Origin of the sequence: Roseicyclus marinus (assembly GCF_036322625.1) — a bacterium.
Classification (GTDB): domain Bacteria; phylum Pseudomonadota; class Alphaproteobacteria; order Rhodobacterales; family Rhodobacteraceae; genus Roseicyclus; species Roseicyclus marinus_A.
The window spans coordinates 1,847,253-1,866,649 of sequence record NZ_AP027266.1; the positions used below are offsets into that span (position 1 = coordinate 1,847,253).

Consider the following 19,397-nt stretch of genomic DNA (forward strand, 5'->3'; position numbering starts at 1 on the left):
GCAAGGCGCGGCTGGCGGATCAGTCGGCCATGGCCTCGAGGATGATGGCATCCAGAAGCGCCTCGACCTCCTGCATGGGGCCGTCGGGGTAATCGCGATGGCCGATCGTCACCGCGCCGTCCATTTCCGCGATGAAGATGCCATAGGGGCAATGCACGATGTTCATCGGATCGGCCTCCATCACCCGGCGCGACACCGCCGCCGAACAAAAGAGAAAGATCTGGGCGTTGTCGAACAGCTCTTCGGTGGCGCCCACATCCCCGGCGGTGCGGTTGAGCATCTCGCCCACATGGCTCGTGTAATCGATCACGAGCCCCCGGTTGATGATCGCATTCTCGATGCCGAAACTCGCGTCTTCGAAACTGCCCGGATATTCGAAAACAATCGCTTCCTGCGCCGTTGCCGCAAGCGGGGCCAGTGCCAATCCAAAGGCCAGGAACAGGGAACGCAGCATCGGGAACACCTCCGGGTTGGGATATCCCCCGCAGGCGGCTCAGGGCCGCCCACGGGGGCATGGGTCTCAGGAGAACATGTCGGTCGTGATCGCCCGGTACCAGTCGAGGCTTTCGCGATAGGTCGCGGCCCGCACATCCGCCGTTTCGCCGACCTGGCTCACGAAGCTGTCCACGCTCACGATGCCCTCGTCGCTGGCCTCGTAGGTCGCGCCGACCTTCACGCCGTCATCGGTGTCGAGCAGCGACCAGCAGGTGTTCGAATACCGCGCCGGGAAGGCCCGCGACCCGGTCAGCGCGGCAAGGATCGCATTGGCCGCGACCTTGGCCTGGCTGTTGGCCGAGAAGCCCGACTTCGGCATCGCGCCCTGGGCTGCGGCATCCCCCAGAACGGTGATCGAGGGATCGATCCGGCTCGTCATGTCATAGGCCGAAACGGGGGCCCAATTGCCATCCGTGATGCCCGCGGCAAAGGCGATCTGGCCCGCGCGCTGGCCGGGGATGACGTTGCAGACATCCACGTTCTCGACCACGCCGTCGATGGTGACGGTCATGGCCGCCGGATCCACCTCGAAGGTGCTGCCGCCCATGTCGGGGCCGATCCGGGTGATCATGCCCGAATAATGACGGTTCCACGCATCCTCGAACAACCCCTGCTTGGAGAAGCTCTCCTTGGGGTCCACGATCAGGATCTTGGCCGTCGGATTGTTCTCGCGCAGGTAATGGGCCACCATCGAGACACGCTCGTAGGGGCCGGGCGGGCAACGATAGGGGTTGGGGGGCGCGACCATGGCGAAGGTGCCGCCCTCGGGCATCGCCGCGATCTGTTCGCGCAAAAGCTGGACCTGCGTGCCGCCCTTGTAGGCATGGGGCATCCGGCCCTGGGCCGTAACCGACCAGCCGGGCACGCTGTCCTCGACGAAATCGATGCCGGGCGACAGGACAAGATGGTCGTAGGGCACCCGCGCCCCGCTGGCCAGCGCGACGGTCTTGGCATCGCGGTCAACGCCCACGGCCCAGTCATGGACCACGTTGATCCCATGGGTCGAGGCCAGCGTGCTGTAGGAATGCCCCAGATCGTCGTAGTCGAAGAACCCGCCAAGATAGAGGTTGCCGAAATAGCAGGTGTGATAGATCCGCTGCGGCTCGATCAGGGTCACGTCAACGGCCCCCGCGCCATCGCGCGCGATGTAGCGCGCAGCCGTGGCGCCGCCCGATCCGCCGCCCACCACGACCACGCGCGGCGCCGATTGCGCCCGGACGATCATCGGCGCGGCCAGGCTGCCCGCAATGGCTGCGGTCGTTCCAAGAAAAACGCGTCTGTTGATACTCATGTCTTCCTCCCTTTTAACCCCGTTTTCCGGGACTTGCGCGGGGGGCCGGTCTGAAAGCCCCCCTTTGGATTGCCCTATGCCGTTCCGATCACTCGGCGCTTGCGAAATAGGCGGCCAGCGCGGCGATTTCCTCGTCTCCGAGGCGCCGGGACACCATGTTCATGACCTGATGTTCGCGCGTTCCGTTGCGATAAGCAACAAGTCCGGCAATGAAGACCGACGGTGCCAGCCCCCGGATCGACGGGATATCCGATCCTCCGTCGGCTTGATGGCAGGCGGTGCATTCCGATGACAGGTATTCGCCGTAGGGAACGTCGCCCGCGATGGCGAGGATGGCCGCGACCTCGGGATCGACGGCCACATCGGCCAAGGGCGCGCCCTCCTCTGCGGGGCCTCCCTCTGCCAGCATGTAGGCGATCAGGTCGGCCCGGTCCTGTTCCGAGCGGATGCCGCGAAAGACCATGCGCGTGCCCGGAAAATAATCGCGCGGGCCGGCAAGGAACCGGTCCAGCGTCTCGGCGTTCCAGACGGCCCCTTCGGCCCCGGCCTGGGCCAGATCATCCGAGAATTCATAGCCCGGCGCGGCCCCGATGGCGCGTCCGACCAGGCCGTTGAGTTGGGGGCCGACACGATGGACGGCCCCTTCCCCGATCATGTGGCAGGCCCGGCAGGGACGATACAGCGGCTCGCCCCGTGCCGGGTCACCCTGACCGAGCGCCGGGGAGGTCGACGCGGCCAGTGTCGCAAAGGCAAACGCGGCAAGACCCGCGCGCACCGGTGTCATTCGGCGTCACCCCCCTCGGCCCGGATATAAGCGATCATTGCGGCGGCATCTTCCTCGGACCGCAATCCGCGGAACGCCATGCGATTGCCGGGAATGAACCCGCGCGGATCGAGCAGATAGGCCGTCAGCGTCTCGTCATCCCAGACCATGCCGGCGGCATTGGCCTCGGCAAAGGCGGGCGAATAGCGGAACCCCTCGTGGCTGCCCACTGGCGCGCCATAGGTGTTGTTCAGCATCGGCCCGGTGCGGTTCGTGGCCCCCTCGCCGATCTGGTGGCACGAGGCGCATTGACGCCACAGCCCCTCGCCCGCCGCGACCAGTTCCGGGTCGGGACCGGCCGGTGCCTCGGGCTCGGCCGCTGCGGTTTCGACCACCTCCGCCGCGGCGGCGGCTGGCGTCGCCTCGGGCGTCGCCGTGGCCTCTTCCTCGCTCTCGGGCGTCACGTTCAGAACGGTCGCCCGCGCCGTGATCTCGATGCTTTCGGCGCAATTTTCCATGCAGGGCTCACCGGCGAAAACGGTCAGTTCCGTCGCCGCCCGGTCATCCATGAAAAACGCATCCTCGTTGGGCATCGCCATCTCGAGGAAGTTCTCGTTCGACAGTTCGAAATCGTCGTCCACCATGTTGTTGAGATACATCAGGTAAGCGACGATTGCATAGACCTCGTCATCTTCCAGCGATTGCGCGGCGCCATAGGGCATGGCGCGGTGCACGTAATCCCAGACGGTCGACAGATAGGGCCAATAGGACCCGATCGTCTTGTGCGGATCTTCATCGTCCAGCGTGCCGAAGCCCCCCGCCAGAACCGGCCATCGGCCCACCGCCTCGCCGAAATCGCCGTGACAGGCCGAGCAATAATCGATGTAGAGCTCTTCGCCCGTGTAGACATCGCCCGATCCGACCGGCAGGCCCTGTCCGTCGGGGCGGATGTCGATATCCCATGCCGCGATTTCCTCGGGCAAGGCGGTGCGCCCGAGGCCGAAACCGCCCTCGCGGCTCGGGGCCGGGTTTTCCTGCGCAAAGGCGAAGCTGGCGGTGACGACAAGCGCCGTGGACAGCGTGAGCGTTTTCATCATTTCAACCGACTTCGACATTTTCCGCCTCACCGCGTTCGTTGATGGCCCAGGTCTGGATGCCATTGTTGTGGTAGATCGAATTCAGGCCGCGCACTTCGCGCAGCTGATCCTTGGTGGGTTGGACGTAGCCGGTGGAATCATGCGCCCGGCTCTGCAACAGAAGCGGCCGCCCATCCCAGTCGAATTCGAAGTAGAACCGGTGCATCGACTTGTCGAAAGACGGGCCCGACATGCGCGCGCGGTGCCAGTTGATGCCACCATCGAGCGTCACGTCCACCCGCGGGATCGTGCCCCGACCCGACCAGGCGACACCGGTCAGAACGGTCGGCCCCGGCCCATGCAGGATCGGCGCCTGCGGGCTGGGATTGGTGATGACCGATTTCGCGTCCATCTCCCAGGTGAAGCGGCGCGCCTGACCATCAGCCAGAAGATCGGTGTATTTCGACGTTTCCTCGCGGTGGTGCCAGGGCGCGTCACCGACCTCGATCCGGCGCAGCCATTTGACCCACATGTTGCCTTCCCAACCGGGCACGACCAGCCGCAGCGGATAGCCCTGTTCGGGGCGCAGTCTTTCGCCGTTCATATGCGTGGCGACCATGCAATCATCGAGCGCCTTTTCCATCGGGATCGAGCGGGTCATGCCGCTGGCATCCGCGCCCTCGGGCAGGATCCAGCTGCCATTGGTGCGCACACCCGCTTCCTCGAGGATCAGCCGCAGGGGCACGCCGGTATAGACCACGTTGTGGATCATGCCATGGGTGAACTGCACGCCGTTCAGCTGCGAACCGCGCCATTCCATGCCGGTATTGGCCGCGCATTCGAGGAAATAGGTCCGGTTCTCGCGCGGAAAGCGCATCAGGTCTTCCATGGTGAAGACCAGCGGATTGTCGACCAGACCGTTGATCATCAGCCGGTGCTGGCCGGGATCGATCTCGGCCACGCCCGAATGGTGGCGCTCGAAACACAAGCCGTTGGGGGTGATGATCCCCTCCAGCTCGTGGAGCGGCGTGAAATTGACCGAGCTGACGGTATCGGCGGTCAGCCATTCCACGTTGCGGCGCACCACATGCGCCTCGTGGGGCGAGGGCACGCCATAGGGCGCGGCATCGACCCCCGCACCCAGATATTGCTGCCAGGGCTGCATCTGGGTGATCGCCGGATCGGGGCCTGCAGCCTGCGCATGGGCGAACTTGCCCGTGGCGGCGGCCCCGGTGGCCACGGCGGCCCCTGCCAGGAACTGCCGGCGCGATTGGGTGAATTTCGGACTGTCGGTCATTTTTCGATACCTCTCTGGTCAGGCAGGGGCGTCAGCCGCCCACGACATCGACGGAGTTGTTGGGTTCGAGCGTCACGGTGCCCTGCGCACGGATGTGGTTTTCCACCACGTCCCAGATCGGCGGACCCTCGGTGCCCTCGTTCACGCTGGCCCAGCCTGCCACGACATAGGATTGGTCGGGCTGCACAAGCTCACCCGTGGACAGGAGCGTCATCTCGGTGATGCGGCTGCCCTGTGGCTGGGCCGGGTCGATCCGGTAGCCCATGCCGCCCACGCGGACCATGTCGCCGCCCTGCTGGTAATAGGCATCCGGGTTGAAGATGTTGGCGGCCACATCCTCGAGGATCGTGTGCAGCATCTCGCCCGTCATCTCGGTCCGGTAGGCGTTGGGATAGGTCATGGCGGTGACGTTGTAGATGTCCTCGCGCGTGATCTCCTGTCCGGGCAGCACGGCCGCGCCCCAGCGGAACCCGGGCGAGAGCGCGATCTGCGCATCCCGCTGGCTGATCAGCGCGTCGCAGATCACGTCATCCCATGTGCCGTTGAAATTCCCGCGCCGGAACAAGAGCGACCCCGATGTGCCGATGACCTCGGACATTTCGGCGGCATAGGGGGCGCGGGTTTCCTCGACCAGCGCCGTCATCTCGGGGTCGGGCGCGATCACGTCCGAAAAGATCGGGATCAACCGGTGGCTGATGCCGCGCATCGCGCCATCCTGCACATCCAGATCGACACGGCTCACGAACTTGCCGTGGCTTCCGCTCGCGATCAGGAAGGTGTTGCCGACCTGGATCGGCTCGGGCAGCGCGTCATGGGTATGTCCGGTCAGGATCACGTCGATCCCCGGAATGTCGCGGGCGAACTGGCGATCCACGTCGAACCCGTTGTGCGACAACAGAACCACAACCTCTGCGCCCGCAGCCCGCACCTCCTCGACCACTTCCGCGATCCGGTCGCGGCGCAGGCCGAAACTCAGCTCGGGGAACATCCAGCCGGGATTGGCGATGGGCATGTAGGGAAAGGCCTGGCCGATCACGCCTATCGCCGTGCCGTTGCGCTCGAAGATCTTGTAATCGTCGTAGACCGGCTCGTCCCATTCCGCGTCAAAGATATTGGCCCCGAGAAAGGCGGGGTTCGCATGGTTCTCGATCAGCTCGTTGACCCGGTCCGATCCCAGCGTGAATTCCCAGTGCGAGGTCATCGCCTCGACACCGAGCGCATTCATCAGCGTGACCATGTCCATGCCGCGCGTGCGCAGGCTGGGCAGCGATCCCTGCCAGGTGTCGCCGCCATCCAGCAGCAGCGCATGGGGGGCTTGGGCGCGGATCGCCTTGACCACGGTCGAGATGCGGTCCAGCCCGCCCATCCGGCCATAGCTGCGCGCCATCGCCTCGAAATCGCTGTAGGTCAGCGCGTAATCCAGCGCGCTGCCCTGCTCGACGCCGAACCGCGCCCGGAATTCCGCCCCCACCAGATGCGGCGGCTGGCCCGCATGGATGCCCACGCCGATGTTGAATTCCGGCTCGCGGAAAAAGATCGGCTGGGTCTGCGCGTGCATGTCGGTGATGTGGATCAGCGTCACGTTGCCCGGACCGCCTTCGCCGATCAGCTGGTCTTGCGTCAGCGCCTGCTGCGCGGACAGCCGCGCCCAATTGCCGAAGCCCGAGGCGCCGTACAGGGCCGATGTGGCCAGGGCGGCCTGAACGAAATGGCGACGCGAGATCATGGTTCAACCCCAGATGTTATTCAAGTTTTTGAATGTATTAGAACGAACACCGCCCCGGATCGCTCCGGGGCGCTGATCTTGATGTCAGTTGCGGACGGCGGGACCTTCGACCGTCAGGCCGTTGCCGCGCGAAGCGACGTAAAGCTCGAGCGCCACGAATTCGGGGCTGCCGATCGCATAGGGCTCGCCGCGCGTGTCACGGATACAGCCGCGGAAACGGTTGTGGATCGACACGATGTTGGCGTTCTTCAGACGATAGGTCGGGAACCCGTTCACCTGCCCCTGGCTCAGATGGTCTGCCCGGATCAGGTTGCCGTAGTTGTTCTCGTGGCACTGCGCGCAGCTCAGCTCCATCTGGCCGTACTGGGTGTAATAGATCTCGCGACCCAATTCCCAGGCCTCGGCGGCGGGGCCGTCCATGGCCACGTTCACCGTCTGCCCACGACCAACCGATGCGATCAACGCAACCATGTTGCGCATCTGCTGGCTGTCATAGCCATAGGGTTCCGCCACGCCCATGCGCTCGGTCTGGCATTCGATGACCTGCATCTCGACGGTCTGCACTTCGCCATGCGCCTCGTCCCACTGGGGATAGGTCGCCCGGACCCCAGCAAGGCTTTCGGGGTTCTCGTGGCACGAGGCGCAGCTGTTGCCCTCGGTGCCCATGGCGGTGTTGAACGCCTCGATCCCCTGCTCGACATAGAGCATGCCGGGGTTGTCGAAATCATCCGCCTGCATGGCCCGCGTCTCGTCGGTGCGGAACACCCAGCCCGAATAGATCGTGTTGAGCGCCCCTGCGAGATGCTCGGGCGCTGCGGTTTCCGTCACGATCGGGATCTCGCCATTGATGACGAGCTCCCCCCCGGTGCGGATGTCGGCTAGGCCGACCCCGGCGGCAAGGACGGCGATGATCGCCGCCGATGTTCCGCCAAGAAGCGTTTTTCTTGTCATGGCCGTTACTTCCTCCCTTGCGACGGCTTGGTCTGGCAGGTCCGGTCAGGCGACGGTGATATCCGCCGTTTCCGTGTAGACCGAGCCATCGTCATCGTACCAGGTGAACTGGAACGTGCCGGTTTCGTTCACGACCGCGTCGAACTGGAAATAGGGGTTCGTCGACACGCCGGGATGGATCTCGACCTCGACCACCATCTCGCCGTTGAACTCGCAGGTGAAGCGGTTGATGATCTGCCGCGGGATGACGTTGCCGTCGCTGCCGCGGCGCTGACCCGATTCCATCGGGTGGCTGATCAGGGTACGGACCGACACGCTTTCGCCGGCCGTGGCATCGCGCGGAACGCGGACGCGGGGTGTGACATTCTCTGCCATGATCTCTTTCCTTGTCCTGTCGCTTCGCTCAGCCGCCGCAGCCGCCGATGGTCACGCGCACATTCTGGCGCGCCTGCTTGAAGCTGCCGTCGGGCATCCGCGCGATGGCCACCACTTCCTGCTCGCCCGCAAGGCGGATCCGGGTGGAGGCCAGCTGCGACCCTGCCGCCGGACCGAAATTGAAGGTGCAGACATCGGCCTGCGGGTTGCCCGCGGCCAGGATCATGATGGCCGCCGCACCGGGCGCGGTCACCTCGATCGGAACGGTGTTGCCGTTTTCGGCGATTTCGGGGGCGATCAGCGTGATGCCATCGGCGCCCATGTCGGCACCGGAGGTGAAAGCCTGGATCGCCTCGTCGAGCGTGGCGGCATTGGCGAGATGCGGCAGGCCGGCAAAGGCGGCAATGACCGCCAGCCCGGAGCCGACGAATTGCCTGCGTGTCTGGGTCATGAGATCAGTCTCCTTGGTCTCGGGGTTACGGGGCCGACCGGCTCAATAGTCGGTCAGCGTCATCAGGAACGCGATGATGTCCTCGATCTGCTGCGCCTCGAGGATGGGCTGAAGATCGGCGGGCGCGGGGCGCGTGGTAAAGGCATCACCGGGCCGGGTGAAGCCCGACACCTTGTAGAAGGCGGGCATGATCGAATCCGGGAAGGTCACGTCGGCATTGACCAGCAGACCGCGCAGCGCGGGCTCTTCCCAACGCGTGGCCACCCCGTCCAGCACCGGCCCGACCTCTCCGTGCCACGGCTGATCCGAAAGAGCCGAGACCGCGTGGCAGGCAAGACAATTGCCGCCCGAACGGCTGGCGAAAATCTCCGCCCCGCGCGCTGCATCGCCCGGAGCCCCGGTCAGGCTTTCGAAAACTTCCCCATATTCGCTCATAACCACGTCGTCGGGGGCGATGACATCGGCTTGAACACTCGTCGCAGCCAAGGCAATGCCGGCCACCAAAAGCATCTGGCGCTTCACTGTAGTTCCTCCCTTGGGACCGAGTCACCGGCCTCCGGTATACCGTAGTATTGCTCGCCCTTTGATTGCAAGAACACTTTCATATTTTTGCATGTGATCCTCGGCCAAGCTCATTCCGTCGCCCCTGCGGCCGCCTGCTCGGCGAACATACGGGCATGATATCGTTGGAAATCTTCCTCGCCCTCATAGCCTTCCTCAAGCACCCAGTTCAACATGTTGAACGTCGTCCAACGGCCGAATGCGCCCGGCATCACCACCGCCGCCGCCTCGATTCCCGTCACGCCCTCGGGCACGTCTTCGGGAAAGAACAGGATCGTCGGCGTGAACAGGTTGCGCCAGCGCCGCGCGATCTCGCGCTCCTCCATCGTCTCGCCGTCGAAATCGGTGACCTCGGTCGACCCATGCATGTTGATGCGCAGGACGTAGAAATCCTCTTCCAGCATCCGCAGGATATCGGGCTCGACCCAGACCTCCTCGTGCATGCGCGAGCAATAGATGCAGCCGCGCTGCTCGATCATGATCATCAGGCGCTGGCCATTGGCAGTGGCCTCGGCCAGATCCTCGCGCAGGTCGAGGAATGTCTCCTCGATCCAGGGCGCGATATGCAGCCCGTCATCCCCCACCTCGGCCCGCGCCGCACCGCCCAGGGCAAGCGCCGCCCCCAACACCACTCCGGTCAATCTTGCGAACATGTCTCCCGGGCCTCCTCCGCCCTGCTGCCACACTGCGATGTGCCCTACCCGATGGTCTGGAACACCTCGAATGTCTCGATCATCCACTGCCCGACATAGAGCAGCGCATTGGTCGCGATCAGGATGCCGAAAACCACCAGCGCGCCCCCCATGACCTTTTCGACCGTCCCCAGGTGCCGCCGGAACCGCCGCATCAGCCGCATGAAGGGCCCCACGAATCCCGCCGCCAGAACAAAGGGCAGCGTCATCCCGATCCCGTAGCCGAACAGCAGCATCATCCCCTGCCCCGCCGTATCCGTCGTGCCCGCCATGAACAGGATCGCCGCCAGCACCGGCCCCACGCAGGGCGTCCAGCCAAAGGCAAAGGCCAGGCCGATCATGTAGGCCCCGCCAAGCCCGAGGTTCGCGGTATCCCCCGGCTCCGCCCGCAGGCTGCGGTTCAGGAACCCGATCCGGATCACCCCCAGGAAATGCAGACCCATCGTGATGATCATGGCCGCCGCGACATAGCGCAACACGTCGAACCAGTCGCGCAACACCTGCCCGAAGAGCGAGGCAGAGGCCCCAAGCCCCACAAAGACCGTCAGGACACCCGCCGCGAACATCACGGCCCCCGTCACCGCCCTGATCCGCGTGGCCCGCGTGATGGCCCCGCCTTGCGCCACTTCCGCCGCACTCATGCCCCCCAGGTAGCTCAGGTAAAACGGGACCATCGGCAGGATGCAGGGCGACAGGAACGACAAAAGCCCCGCCAGAAAGGCCCCGGTCAGAGAAATGTCGAACATCGGGAACCCTGCATAAAGCTTGCGTGGACTTCACATTCAGAAATTCATATTAGAGAGGCCATGAGAGTTTCGTCAACGTTGCATCTTCAACGGATCACACGCGCCATGGTTGCCCTGCTGGCCGCCGTGCTGCTTCTGGTCGCCCTGCCCCGCGCATCCGCCGCGCAGGACTGGCAACTCGTGCTGATCGAACAGCATGGCTGCGTCTATTGCGCCCGCTGGAACCGTGACGTGGCCCCCGAATACCCGCTGACCCCCGAGGGGCAATTCGCGCCGCTGCGCCGCGTCGACCTCGGCCAGCCGCTGCCGGATGACCTCACCTTCGACACGCGCCCCGTCTACACCCCGACCTTCGTCCTGATGCGCCATGGAACCGAAATTTCCCGCCTCGAAGGCTACCCGGGCGAAGATTTCTTCTGGGGCCTGCTCGGCCGGATGCTCGACCGCGCCGATGCGGCATGGATGACACGGAACGCCGACGGATGACCCCCGACCGCCACAGACCCCTTGCCCCGCCGCGCCGCGGCATGCTTTGTGTCTCCCACGGGAGTGTATCATGAGCCTGCACCACGACAGGTCGAAGATCGACGAAAACAACCTGGTCGCCCAGGTGTCCTCCATCTTGCCGCGCATCGACGAGCCGATGGATGACGCCACCTGGACCCGTATCCGCACCAATGCGCAGACCGCTTCCGATTTCCTCAAGGCGATCAGCCACGAGGGTCGGCTGATGATCCTCTGCGCGCTGGCCAATGGCGAGAAATCCGTGGCCGAGATCGAAACGATGCTCGCCTCCCGCCAGGCCGCCGTCTCCCAGCAGCTCTCGCGCCTCCGCCTCGAAGGCTTGGTGACCGCGCGCCGTGACGGCAAGCAGATCTATTACCGTTTGACAGACGAACGGGCGCGCCTGATCATCGAACGCGTCTACGAGTTGTTCTGCACCTGACCCCGCGTCTCTGACCGGCGCTTGGTCGGGTCGAAGGGAGGGAACATGCTCGATCTCCTCGGCGAAGCCTGGTCGATCACCCTGATCGGCCTGATCGGCGGCGTATTCCTCGGCCTCGCCGCGCGGCTTGGCCGTTTCTGCACGCTCGGCATGATCGAAGATGCCCATTTCGGCCAGGACCGCACCCGGCTCTGGATGTGGGTCGTGGCGCTCGGCACCGCGATGGCCGTCAATTTCGCCGCCGAAGGCGCGGGCCTGATCCGCCTGCACCAGGCGATCTATCTCTACAACGGCTTCACGCTCGCCGGCGCTGCCCTCGGCGGCCTGATGTTCGGCTATGGCATGGCGCAGGCGGGCAATTGCGGCTTCGGCATGCTGGCCCGGCTCGGCGGCGGCGATCTGCGCGCCATGGTCATCGCCCTCGTCATGGGGGTCGCGGCCTATGCCATGCTCTCGGGCCCGCTGGCCGCGCTGCGCGAACGGCTCTTTCCCATCGACCAGCACCCCGATGCCGCGCAGGGCTGGGCCCATTACCTCGGCGCCACGACCGGCCTGCCCGGCTGGACCATCGGCCTGACGCTCGGCCTCGTCGTGCTGATCGCGGCAGCTCTCTCGCTCCTGCGCCACGCCCGGCACAAGGAATTGTTCTGGGGCCTCGTCGCGGGCATGGCCATCAGCAGCGGGTTTCTGGGCACGGCCCATGTCGCCAATACCGGCTTCGAACATTGGCTCGTCCATTCCCACAGCTTCACCGCGCCTGTGGGCGACACGATCCGCTACACGATGTCCTCCTCCGGGCTCGAACCCGATTTCGCCATCGGCTCGGTCTTCGGGGTCCTGATCGGCGCCTTCCTCGGCTCGCTCATCCGCGACGGGTTCCGCTGGGAAGCCTGCGAGGATCCGCGCGAACTCAAGCGCCAGATGGGCGGCGCGATCCTGATGGGCTTCGGTGCGGTTCTGGCCGCCGGCTGCTCGATCGGCCAGGGCCTCTCGGCGCTCTCGCTGCTCTCCTTCCACGCGCCCGTGGTCGCGGCCAGCGTCTGGCTCGGCGGCTGGATCGGCCTGCGCCAACTCATCCTCGGCCACGGCCTCGCCCGCGAATTCTGACCGGGGGCGGCAAAGGCCCGTCGCGCCACCGCCCCTTCATCTTTCCCCAAATATGCCCGCCGGAGGCTCCGGCCCGGCCGCCCCGCGCCTCGGCCCAGCTCCTCGGCCCAGCTCCTCGGCCCAGTTAAGCGGCCCCGCTACTCGGCGGCATGCTTGCGCGGCTTCAACATCGGCCCCAGGTAGCGCCCGGTATGGGACCGCTCCACCTCGGCCACCTCCTCGGGCGTGCCGGTGGCCACGATCTCGCCGCCCCCATCCCCGCCTTCCGGGCCGATGTCGATGATCCAATCGGCGGTCTTGATCACGTCGAGATTATGCTCGATCACCACCATGGAATTGCCCTGCTCGACCAGCTCGTGCAGCACATCCAGGAGCTTCTTCACATCCTCGAAATGCAACCCCGTCGTGGGCTCGTCGAGAATGTACAGCGTCCGGCCCGTCGACCGTTTCGCCAATTCCTTCGACAGCTTCACCCGCTGCGCCTCGCCCCCCGAAAGGGTCGTGGCCTGCTGGCCAACCTTGATATAGCCAAGGCCCACCCGCACCAGCGCATCCATCTTTTCCCGGATAGAGGGCACCGCCTTGAAGAACTCCTGCGCATCCTCGACCGTCATGTCGAGCACATCGGCGATGCTCTTGCCCTTGAACTGCACCTCCAGCGTCTCGCGGTTGTAGCGCTTGCCCTTGCAGGTCTCGCAGGTGACATAGACATCGGGCAGGAAATGCATCTCGATCTTGATGACGCCATCGCCCTGGCAGGCCTCGCAACGCCCGCCCTTCACGTTGAAGGAAAACCGCCCCGGCTTGTAGCCGCGCGCCTTGGCCTCGGGCAGGCCCGCGAACCAGTCCCGGATCGGCGTGAAGGCCCCGGTATAGGTCGCGGGGTTCGACCGCGGTGTGCGCCCGATGGGGCGCTGGTCGATGTCGATCACCTTGTCCAGATGCTCCAGCCCCTTGATCGTCTCGCAGGGCGCGGGCGTCTGGCGCGCCCCGTTCAGCTTCATCGAGGCCGTCTTGAACAGGGTCTCGATGGTCAGGGTCGATTTCCCCCCGCCCGACACGCCCGTCACGCAGACGAACTTGCCAAGCGGAAACTCCGCTGTCACCTCGCGCAGGTTGTTGCCCGTGGCCTTGACCACCGTGATCTTCTTGCCGCTGCCCTTGCGCCGCGTGGCGGGCACCGCGATCTCGCGCGCGCCCGACAGGTATTGCCCGGTGAGCGAGGCAGGGTCCGCCGTGATCTCGGCCGGTGTCCCCCGCGCCACGATCCGCCCCCCATGCACGCCCGCCCCCGGCCCGATGTCGAAGACGTAATCCGCCTCGCGGATCGCCTCCTCGTCATGTTCGACGACGATCACCGTATTGCCCTGGTCGCGCAGGTTCTTGAGCGTCCCCAACAGCCGGTCATTGTCACGCTGGTGCAAGCCGATCGACGGCTCGTCCAGCACGTACAGCACCCCGGTCAGACCCGATCCGATCTGGCTCGCCAGCCGGATGCGCTGGCTCTCGCCCCCCGACAGCGTGCCTGCATTGCGCGCCAGTGTCAGGTAATCGAGACCCACGTTGTTCAAAAACCCCAGCCTTTCGCGGATCTCCTTCAGGATCGCGCGCGCGATCTCGTTTTTCTGCGCGCTCAGGCTGCCCGGCACGCTCTCGACCCAGGCCAACGCCTCCTTGATCGACATCTGGACGACCTGCCCCACATGCAACCGCGCATTGGCCGGACCCGTCGCAGGCCCGATCTTGACCGCCAGCGCCTCCTCCCGCAGCCGGTAGCCGCCGCAGGCGCCGCAGGGGCGGTTGTTCTGGTATTGCTCGAATTCCTCGCGGATCCAGGCGCTGTCCGTCTCGCGGTAGCGGCGTTCCATGTTGGGGATCACCCCCTCGAAACTCCGCTTCACCTGGTAGACACGCCCCCCCTCGTCATAGCGGAACTGGATTTCCTCCTCGCCCGAGCCGCGCAGGAACACCTCCTGCACCTCGGGGGGCAGATCCTTCCAGGGCGTCTTCGCCTTGAACCCGTAATGGCGCGCGATGGCCTCGATCGTCTGGGTGAAATAGGGCGACTTGCCCTTGCGCCAGGGCGCGATGGCCCCGGCCTCGAGGCTGAGCGCCGCATCGGGCACCATCAGCCGCTCGTCGAAAAACAACTCCATCCCCAACCCGTCACAGGTCGGGCAGGCCCCGAACGGCGCGTTGAAGGAAAACAGGCGCGGCTCGATCTCGGGAATGGTGAAGCCCGAGACGGGACAGGCGAAATTCTCCGAAAACGTGATCCGCACCGGCTCCTCGGCCTCGGCCGAGCCCTCCTCGCGCGAAGAGGCGGCGGAAGCCGCCGATGAGCCGCCCGAAACCACCTCCAGAACCGCGATCCCGTCCGCCAGGTCCAGCGCGGTGCGGAAACTGTCGGCCAGCCGCGTCTCGATCCCCTCGCGCACCACGATCCGGTCCACCACCACGTCGATGTCATGGCGGAATTTCTTGTCGAGCGTGGGCGGCTCCTCCAGCTCGTAAAAGGCGCCGTCGACCTTCACCCGCTGGAACCCCTGCTTGCGCAGCTCCATGAATTCCTTGCGGTACTCGCCCTTGCGGTCGCGCACGATGGGGGCCAGCAGATAGGCGCGCGTCCCCTCCTCCATCGCCATCACGCGGTCGACCATGTCCTGCACCTGCATCGCCTCGATGGGCTGGCCGGTCGCGGGGCTATAAGGCGTGCCCGCACGGGCGAACAAAAGGCGCAGGTAATCGTAGATCTCCGTCACCGTGCCGACGGTCGACCGGGGGTTCTTGCTCGTCGTCTTCTGCTCGATGGAAATCGCGGGGGAGAGGCCCGAGATGTGATCCACATCGGGCTTGCCCATCATGTCGAGGAATTGCCGCGCATAGGCCGACAGGCTCTCGACATAGCGCCGCTGCCCCTCTGCATAGATCGTGTCGAAGGCGAGGCTCGACTTGCCCGACCCCGACAGGCCCGTGATCACCACCAACTGGTCGCGCGGAATATCGAGGTCGATATTCTTGAGGTTATGCTCGCGCGCCCCGCGCACCTCGATATGCTTCTGCTCCGGCATGACCGACCCCTGTTAACGGACCCGCAACAGATAGTCCCGCCGCCCCGAGTCTCCAACCCAAAAATCGGAACGTTCAGCGAACATTCCCCCGCGCGGCCGCGCGATAGGCCAGACCCGTGGCCAATGCCCCGAAAATGCCCACCGCGATGGCCAGGGGCAGGCTTGCCCCCACCCCCAGCGCGGCCAGAACAGGCGTGCCCGCAAAGGTGCCGATATTGCCCAGCTGCGCCAGCGCCCCATTGGCCAGCGCCCGGTCGCCATCCCCGGCATTGAGCCATGGCACGGCGGCAAAACCGCCCCCCGCCACCACGCCAGAGACCAGCATCGCCAGAACCGACAGCGGCGCGGCAAGGCCCGGCAGGATCATCGCCAGCGCGAAAATCCCCGCCATGGCGACAAATCCCCCCACGACCAGCGCACCGGGCGCGATCGCGCGCGCCAAGGCCCCCGCCACCAGCGATCCCGCGATCCCCACCACGGGCAGAACCGGCGACAGCCATGCCGCCCCCAAGGCCTCGGGCAGATAGGTGACCAGCGCGAGAAAGGCGAAGGCGTAGATCCCATGGCCCAGCGCCGGCGCGAACAGACGCGGGGCACGGTAGATCGCGACATGATCGGCCAGACGCGGCAGCGCCCGCCGTTCCGCCGCGATGCCCCGGGGCAGCATCCGCCACAGAACCAGACCGATCAGCGCCGCCAGCCCCGCATGCCAGCCGAAAACCGCCCCCGCCGCCTCGCCCACGACAAGGGCTGCCAGCGCGAAACCCACGCCGAAAAACGTGGCCCAGAGCCCCATCACCAGCCCCCGGTCGCGCGGCGCGGAAATCGCGGCCATCAGCGTCGGGATCGCCACCACCAGCACCAGGTGCCCCGCCCCCTCGACGATGCGCAGGCCCATCAGCACCGGAAAGGGCGGCAAAAACGCCTGCCCCAGCCCCGCTAGCGCCGACAGCGCCAGCGCGATCAGGATCGCACGGCGCGGCCCAAGGCTGGCCGTGACACCCCCCGCCAGAACCCCGAACAGGATGCCGATCACCGCCACCGCCGACACCGCGAATGCCACCGGCCAACCGGGATAGGCGACGGCCAGTGGCCCCAGCGTCAGCGAGACCTTGGCGAATTGCCCCGCCGCGATCAGCCCCGCGCCGTAAAGTGCGGCCACCAGCGCCCAGGGCGTGCGATGCTCAAGATGGGGGATGGGCCTGTCCATGCGCCTGCTTGGCCGGGGATGGCTCCGGGGTCAAGCGGCACCGCACCCAGCGCAGCGGGGGCGCTCACGACACCGTGACGAACCGCCCGAAAAAGGCGCTTTTCCCTACCTTTACACAATCCGCCCTTCGGATATCCAACCCTCGTGTAATTGGTTAACGAGTGAGTCTCACATGACCCCGGCCCGCGAGACCTATGCCTACCTAGCGGAACTGACAGGCAGTCCGGAAACCGGGTTCACCGTCGGAGCCTTCAACGGCCCCACCGGGGGCAGTTACCTCGAGGAATTCGACACCGACGGGACGGCCAGTGTCGGTGAGCGGCTATATTATTCCGCCTTCAATTTCCCCGTCACGCTCGAAGGCTTTTCCGCTGCGGGCGACCCCGTCTTCAGGTTGTCGCGCAGATACTATCTTGTCTCCAACAGCCCCCTGACCGACGGCGCGAATATCGGCTTCACCACCACGGGCACCTATGCCTTCTGCTTCGCCCCCGGCACCGGCATCGCCACGCCTGCGGGCGAGGTGGCGGTCGAGCGGCTTTCCATCGGTGATCCCATCCTCACCGCCGATGGCCGCAGCGTCCCCGTGCGCTGGATCGGGCGGCAGACGCTCTCCAAACTCTTCGCCGGTGACCGCGCGCGGCCTGTCCTGATCCGGGCAGGCGCGCTGGGGCAGGGCCTGCCCCACCGCGACCTCACCGTGACCGCCGATCACGGCATGATCCTCGATGGCCTCGTCATCAACGCGGGCGCCCTCGTGAACGGCACGACAATCACCCGCCTCGCCCTTTCCGTCCTGCCCGCCAGCGTGACCAATTACCATGTCGAGACCGAAGCCCACGACGTGATCCTCGCCCATGGCGCGCCGACCGAAACCTTCATCTCCTATGCAGGCCGCGCCGCCTTCGACAATCACGCCGAATACCTCGCGCTCTACGGCGCGGATCGCGGCATGGCCGAACTCCCCCTGCCCCGCATCACCTGCGCGCGCCAAATCCCCACGGCCCTCCGCATCCGCCTGGGGCCACCCCACGCTGCCTGAGCCCCCCAAACGCAGAAGGGCGGCCCGACCCGGACCGCCCTTTTTCCATGCGTGGCGCAGATCCTCAGATGTGGATCGCCCGCCCATAGGCGTCGAGCACGCTCTCGTGCATCATCTCCGACAGCGTCGGATGCGGGAATACCGTTTCCATCAGATCGGCCTCGGTCGTCTCCAGCTTCTGACCCACCACGTAACCCTGGATCAGCTCGGTCACTTCCGCGCCCACCATATGCGCACCCAGCAATTCGCCCGTCTTGGCGTCGAAGACCGTCTTGATCATCCCCTCGGGCTCGCCCAGCGCAATCGCCTTGCCGTTCCCGATGAAGGGGAAGCGGCCAACCTTGACCTCGTATCCCCGTTCCTTGGCCTTGGCCTCCGTCAGGCCCACGCTCGCCACCTGCGGATGGCAATAGGTGCAGCCCGCGATCTGCTCGGGCTTCACCGGATGCGGATGGCCGCCCGCGATCAGCTCGGCCACCATCACGCCCTCATGGCTCGCCTTGTGCGCCAACCACGGCCCGTTGGTCGCATCGCCAATGACGTAAAGCCCCTCGACACCCGACCGGCAATACTCATCCGTCACCACGAAACTGCGGTCGATCTTGGCGCCCAGCGCCTCCAGCCCCAGACCTTCGGTATTGGCCACGATCCCCACGGCGGAAATCACCGTGTCGAACTCATGGGTCTCGACCTTGCCGCCCACCTCGATATGGGCCGTGACCTTGTCGGCCGCGCGGTCGAGCTTCTTGACCATGGCCTTGGCCATGATCTTCATCCCCTGCTTCTTGAAGGATTTCTCGGCAAAGGCGGAAATCTCGGCATCCTCGACGGGCAAGATGCGGTCCAGCACCTCGACCACGGTCGTATCGGCCCCCAGCGTGTTGTAGAAACTCGCGAATTCGATCCCGATCGCGCCCGAGCCGATCACCAGCAGTTTCTTGGGCATATGCGGCGGCACCAGCGCATGCTTGTAGGTCCAGACGCGCTTGCCATCGGCCTCCAGCCCCGGCAATTCGCGCGCCCGCGCCCCGGTGGCCAGGATGATGTTCTTGGCCTCCAGCACTTCGGTGCCCTTGTCGGTCTTGACCTCGACCTTGCCCTTGGCGGGCAGGGTCGCGGCCCCCATGAAGACGGTGACCTTGTTCTTCTTCATCAGGTGGCCGACGCCGGAATTGAGCTGCTTGGCCACCCCGCGCGAGCGTTTGACCACCGCATCCAGATCATAGGAGATATTGTCGGCCTTCAGCCCGAATTCCTTGGCCCGGTGCATCAGGTGATACACTTCCGAGGACCGCAGCATCGCCTTGGTGGGGATACAGCCCCAGTTGAGGCAAATGCCCCCCATGTGCTCGCGTTCCACGATGGCCACTTTCAGGCCCAGCTGGCTGGCGCGGATGGCGGCGACATAGCCGCCCGGCCCCGCGCCGATCACGATCACGTCGAATGTCTGTGCCACGGGTCGATCTCCTCCCGGAATTCCATTTGTTCAACGTTAAACAAATTCCGGCGCTTCGGGCAATCGCCGCCCTGTCGCAGGCAGGTTTGCATCCCGTGCAAGGCTCGGCACGACAAAGGGCCCGAAAAACCCGGGTTTTTC

19 protein-coding genes are annotated in these 19,397 nt (G+C 65.5%); 4 read left to right on the plus strand and 15 right to left on the minus strand.

What is annotated here, in order from left to right; genetic code table 11:
* Positions 1-19: 19 nt before the first annotated feature.
* The 12 genes from AABA51_RS08705 to AABA51_RS08760 form a co-directional block, all read right to left on the minus strand.
* A complete protein-coding gene (locus tag AABA51_RS08705; RefSeq protein ID WP_338276496.1) occupies positions 20-451 on the minus strand; it encodes a DUF302 domain-containing protein in 432 nt (143 codons plus the stop codon).
* Positions 452-520: 69 nt separating this feature from the next.
* Entirely contained in the window at positions 521-1,786 is a 1,266-nt protein-coding gene (locus AABA51_RS08710; protein WP_338271370.1) for an NAD(P)/FAD-dependent oxidoreductase, read from the minus strand.
* An 88-nt stretch (positions 1,787-1,874) separates the two neighbouring features.
* A complete protein-coding gene (locus AABA51_RS08715) occupies positions 1,875-2,570 on the minus strand; it encodes a c-type cytochrome (protein WP_338271371.1) in 696 nt (231 codons plus the stop codon).
* Positions 2,567-3,646 carry a c-type cytochrome gene (locus AABA51_RS08720; RefSeq protein WP_338271372.1) on the minus strand — a complete coding sequence of 360 codons (1,080 nt, stop codon included), beginning with the start codon at positions 3,644-3,646 and terminating at the stop codon, positions 2,567-2,569. Before AABA51_RS08720 ends, AABA51_RS08715 begins: the two co-directional genes overlap by 4 nt.
* 1 nt (position 3,647) lies before the next feature.
* Complete coding sequence (soxC, locus tag AABA51_RS08725; RefSeq protein ID WP_338271373.1) at positions 3,648-4,922, minus strand: sulfite dehydrogenase; 1,275 nt, start codon at positions 4,920-4,922, stop codon at positions 3,648-3,650.
* Positions 4,923-4,953: 31 nt separating this feature from the next.
* Positions 4,954-6,648 carry a thiosulfohydrolase SoxB gene (gene soxB, locus AABA51_RS08730; RefSeq protein WP_338271374.1) on the minus strand — a complete coding sequence of 565 codons (1,695 nt, stop codon included), beginning with the start codon at positions 6,646-6,648 and terminating at the stop codon, positions 4,954-4,956.
* Between the two features lie 84 nt (positions 6,649-6,732).
* Entirely contained in the window at positions 6,733-7,599 is an 867-nt protein-coding gene (soxA, locus tag AABA51_RS08735; RefSeq protein WP_338271375.1) for a sulfur oxidation c-type cytochrome SoxA, read from the minus strand.
* Positions 7,600-7,644: 45 nt separating this feature from the next.
* Positions 7,645-7,974 carry a thiosulfate oxidation carrier complex protein SoxZ gene (gene soxZ / locus AABA51_RS08740; RefSeq protein ID WP_338271376.1) on the minus strand — a complete coding sequence of 110 codons (330 nt, stop codon included), beginning with the start codon at positions 7,972-7,974 and terminating at the stop codon, positions 7,645-7,647.
* A 28-nt stretch (positions 7,975-8,002) separates the two neighbouring features.
* Positions 8,003-8,425, minus strand: a complete 423-nt coding sequence (gene soxY / locus AABA51_RS08745; RefSeq protein WP_338271377.1) for a thiosulfate oxidation carrier protein SoxY — start codon at positions 8,423-8,425, stop codon at positions 8,003-8,005.
* Between the two features lie 42 nt (positions 8,426-8,467).
* Complete coding sequence (gene soxX, locus AABA51_RS08750) at positions 8,468-8,947, minus strand: sulfur oxidation c-type cytochrome SoxX (protein ID WP_338271378.1); 480 nt, start codon at positions 8,945-8,947, stop codon at positions 8,468-8,470.
* 110 nt (positions 8,948-9,057) lie between these two features.
* Positions 9,058-9,639: a thioredoxin family protein gene (locus AABA51_RS08755; RefSeq protein WP_338271379.1), complete on the minus strand. Its 582-nt coding sequence runs from the start codon at positions 9,637-9,639 to the stop codon at positions 9,058-9,060.
* A 44-nt stretch (positions 9,640-9,683) separates the two neighbouring features.
* Positions 9,684-10,424, minus strand: coding sequence for a cytochrome c biogenesis CcdA family protein (locus AABA51_RS08760; RefSeq protein WP_338271380.1), 741 nt, complete (start codon positions 10,422-10,424; stop codon positions 9,684-9,686).
* A 105-nt stretch (positions 10,425-10,529) separates the two neighbouring features.
* Between AABA51_RS08760 and AABA51_RS08765 the strand changes: the two genes are divergently transcribed.
* The 3 genes from AABA51_RS08765 to AABA51_RS08775 all read left to right on the plus strand — a co-directional run bounded on the left by AABA51_RS08765 (position 10,530) and on the right by AABA51_RS08775 (position 12,477).
* Positions 10,530-10,910, plus strand: a complete 381-nt coding sequence (locus AABA51_RS08765; RefSeq protein ID WP_338271381.1) for a hypothetical protein — start codon at positions 10,530-10,532, stop codon at positions 10,908-10,910.
* A gap of 157 nt (positions 10,911-11,067) precedes the next feature.
* Positions 11,068-11,370, plus strand: a complete 303-nt coding sequence (locus tag AABA51_RS08770; RefSeq protein WP_338276498.1) for an ArsR/SmtB family transcription factor — start codon at positions 11,068-11,070, stop codon at positions 11,368-11,370.
* Positions 11,371-11,415: 45 nt separating this feature from the next.
* Complete coding sequence (locus AABA51_RS08775; protein ID WP_338271382.1) at positions 11,416-12,477, plus strand: YeeE/YedE family protein; 1,062 nt, start codon at positions 11,416-11,418, stop codon at positions 12,475-12,477.
* A 137-nt stretch (positions 12,478-12,614) separates the two neighbouring features.
* Here the strand turns inward: AABA51_RS08775 and uvrA are convergent, their stop codons facing one another.
* Positions 12,615-15,548, minus strand: coding sequence for an excinuclease ABC subunit UvrA (gene uvrA, locus AABA51_RS08780; protein ID WP_338271383.1), 2,934 nt, complete (start codon positions 15,546-15,548; stop codon positions 12,615-12,617).
* Positions 15,549-15,621: 73 nt separating this feature from the next.
* Positions 15,622-16,758 carry an MFS transporter gene (locus AABA51_RS08785; protein WP_338271384.1) on the minus strand — a complete coding sequence of 379 codons (1,137 nt, stop codon included), beginning with the start codon at positions 16,756-16,758 and terminating at the stop codon, positions 15,622-15,624.
* A 172-nt stretch (positions 16,759-16,930) separates the two neighbouring features.
* On the opposite strand from AABA51_RS08785, the gene AABA51_RS08790 reads away from it, so the two are divergent.
* Positions 16,931-17,800 carry a Hint domain-containing protein gene (locus AABA51_RS08790; protein ID WP_338271385.1) on the plus strand — a complete coding sequence of 290 codons (870 nt, stop codon included), beginning with the start codon at positions 16,931-16,933 and terminating at the stop codon, positions 17,798-17,800.
* A 64-nt stretch (positions 17,801-17,864) separates the two neighbouring features.
* Here the strand turns inward: AABA51_RS08790 and lpdA are convergent, their stop codons facing one another.
* Positions 17,865-19,256, minus strand: coding sequence for a dihydrolipoyl dehydrogenase (gene lpdA / locus AABA51_RS08795; protein ID WP_338271386.1), 1,392 nt, complete (start codon positions 19,254-19,256; stop codon positions 17,865-17,867).
* Between the last annotated feature and the right edge of the window lie 141 nt (positions 19,257-19,397).

Coding starts and splice junctions, on each gene's coding strand:
- AABA51_RS08710 (WP_338271370.1), bottom strand. CDS start 1,786: ATGAGTATCAACAGACGCGTTTTTCTTGGAACGACCGCAGCCATTGCG.
- AABA51_RS08715 (WP_338271371.1), bottom strand. CDS start 2,570: ATGACACCGGTGCGCGCGGGTCTTGCCGCGTTTGCCTTTGCGACACTG.
- AABA51_RS08720 (WP_338271372.1), bottom strand. CDS start 3,646: ATGATGAAAACGCTCACGCTGTCCACGGCGCTTGTCGTCACCGCCAGC.
- soxC (WP_338271373.1), bottom strand. CDS start 4,922: ATGACCGACAGTCCGAAATTCACCCAATCGCGCCGGCAGTTCCTGGCA.
- soxB (WP_338271374.1), bottom strand. CDS start 6,648: ATGATCTCGCGTCGCCATTTCGTTCAGGCCGCCCTGGCCACATCGGCC.
- soxA (WP_338271375.1), bottom strand. CDS start 7,599: ATGACAAGAAAAACGCTTCTTGGCGGAACATCGGCGGCGATCATCGCC.
- soxZ (WP_338271376.1), bottom strand. CDS start 7,974: ATGGCAGAGAATGTCACACCCCGCGTCCGCGTTCCGCGCGATGCCACG.
- soxY (WP_338271377.1), bottom strand. CDS start 8,425: ATGACCCAGACACGCAGGCAATTCGTCGGCTCCGGGCTGGCGGTCATT.
- AABA51_RS08755 (WP_338271379.1), bottom strand. CDS start 9,639: ATGTTCGCAAGATTGACCGGAGTGGTGTTGGGGGCGGCGCTTGCCCTG.
- AABA51_RS08760 (WP_338271380.1), bottom strand. CDS start 10,424: ATGTTCGACATTTCTCTGACCGGGGCCTTTCTGGCGGGGCTTTTGTCG.
- AABA51_RS08765 (WP_338271381.1), top strand. CDS start 10,530: ATGGTTGCCCTGCTGGCCGCCGTGCTGCTTCTGGTCGCCCTGCCCCGC.
- AABA51_RS08770 (WP_338276498.1), top strand. CDS start 11,068: ATGGATGACGCCACCTGGACCCGTATCCGCACCAATGCGCAGACCGCT.
- AABA51_RS08775 (WP_338271382.1), top strand. CDS start 11,416: ATGCTCGATCTCCTCGGCGAAGCCTGGTCGATCACCCTGATCGGCCTG.
- uvrA (WP_338271383.1), bottom strand. CDS start 15,548: ATGCCGGAGCAGAAGCATATCGAGGTGCGCGGGGCGCGCGAGCATAAC.
- AABA51_RS08785 (WP_338271384.1), bottom strand. CDS start 16,758: ATGGACAGGCCCATCCCCCATCTTGAGCATCGCACGCCCTGGGCGCTG.
- AABA51_RS08790 (WP_338271385.1), top strand. CDS start 16,931: ATGACCCCGGCCCGCGAGACCTATGCCTACCTAGCGGAACTGACAGGC.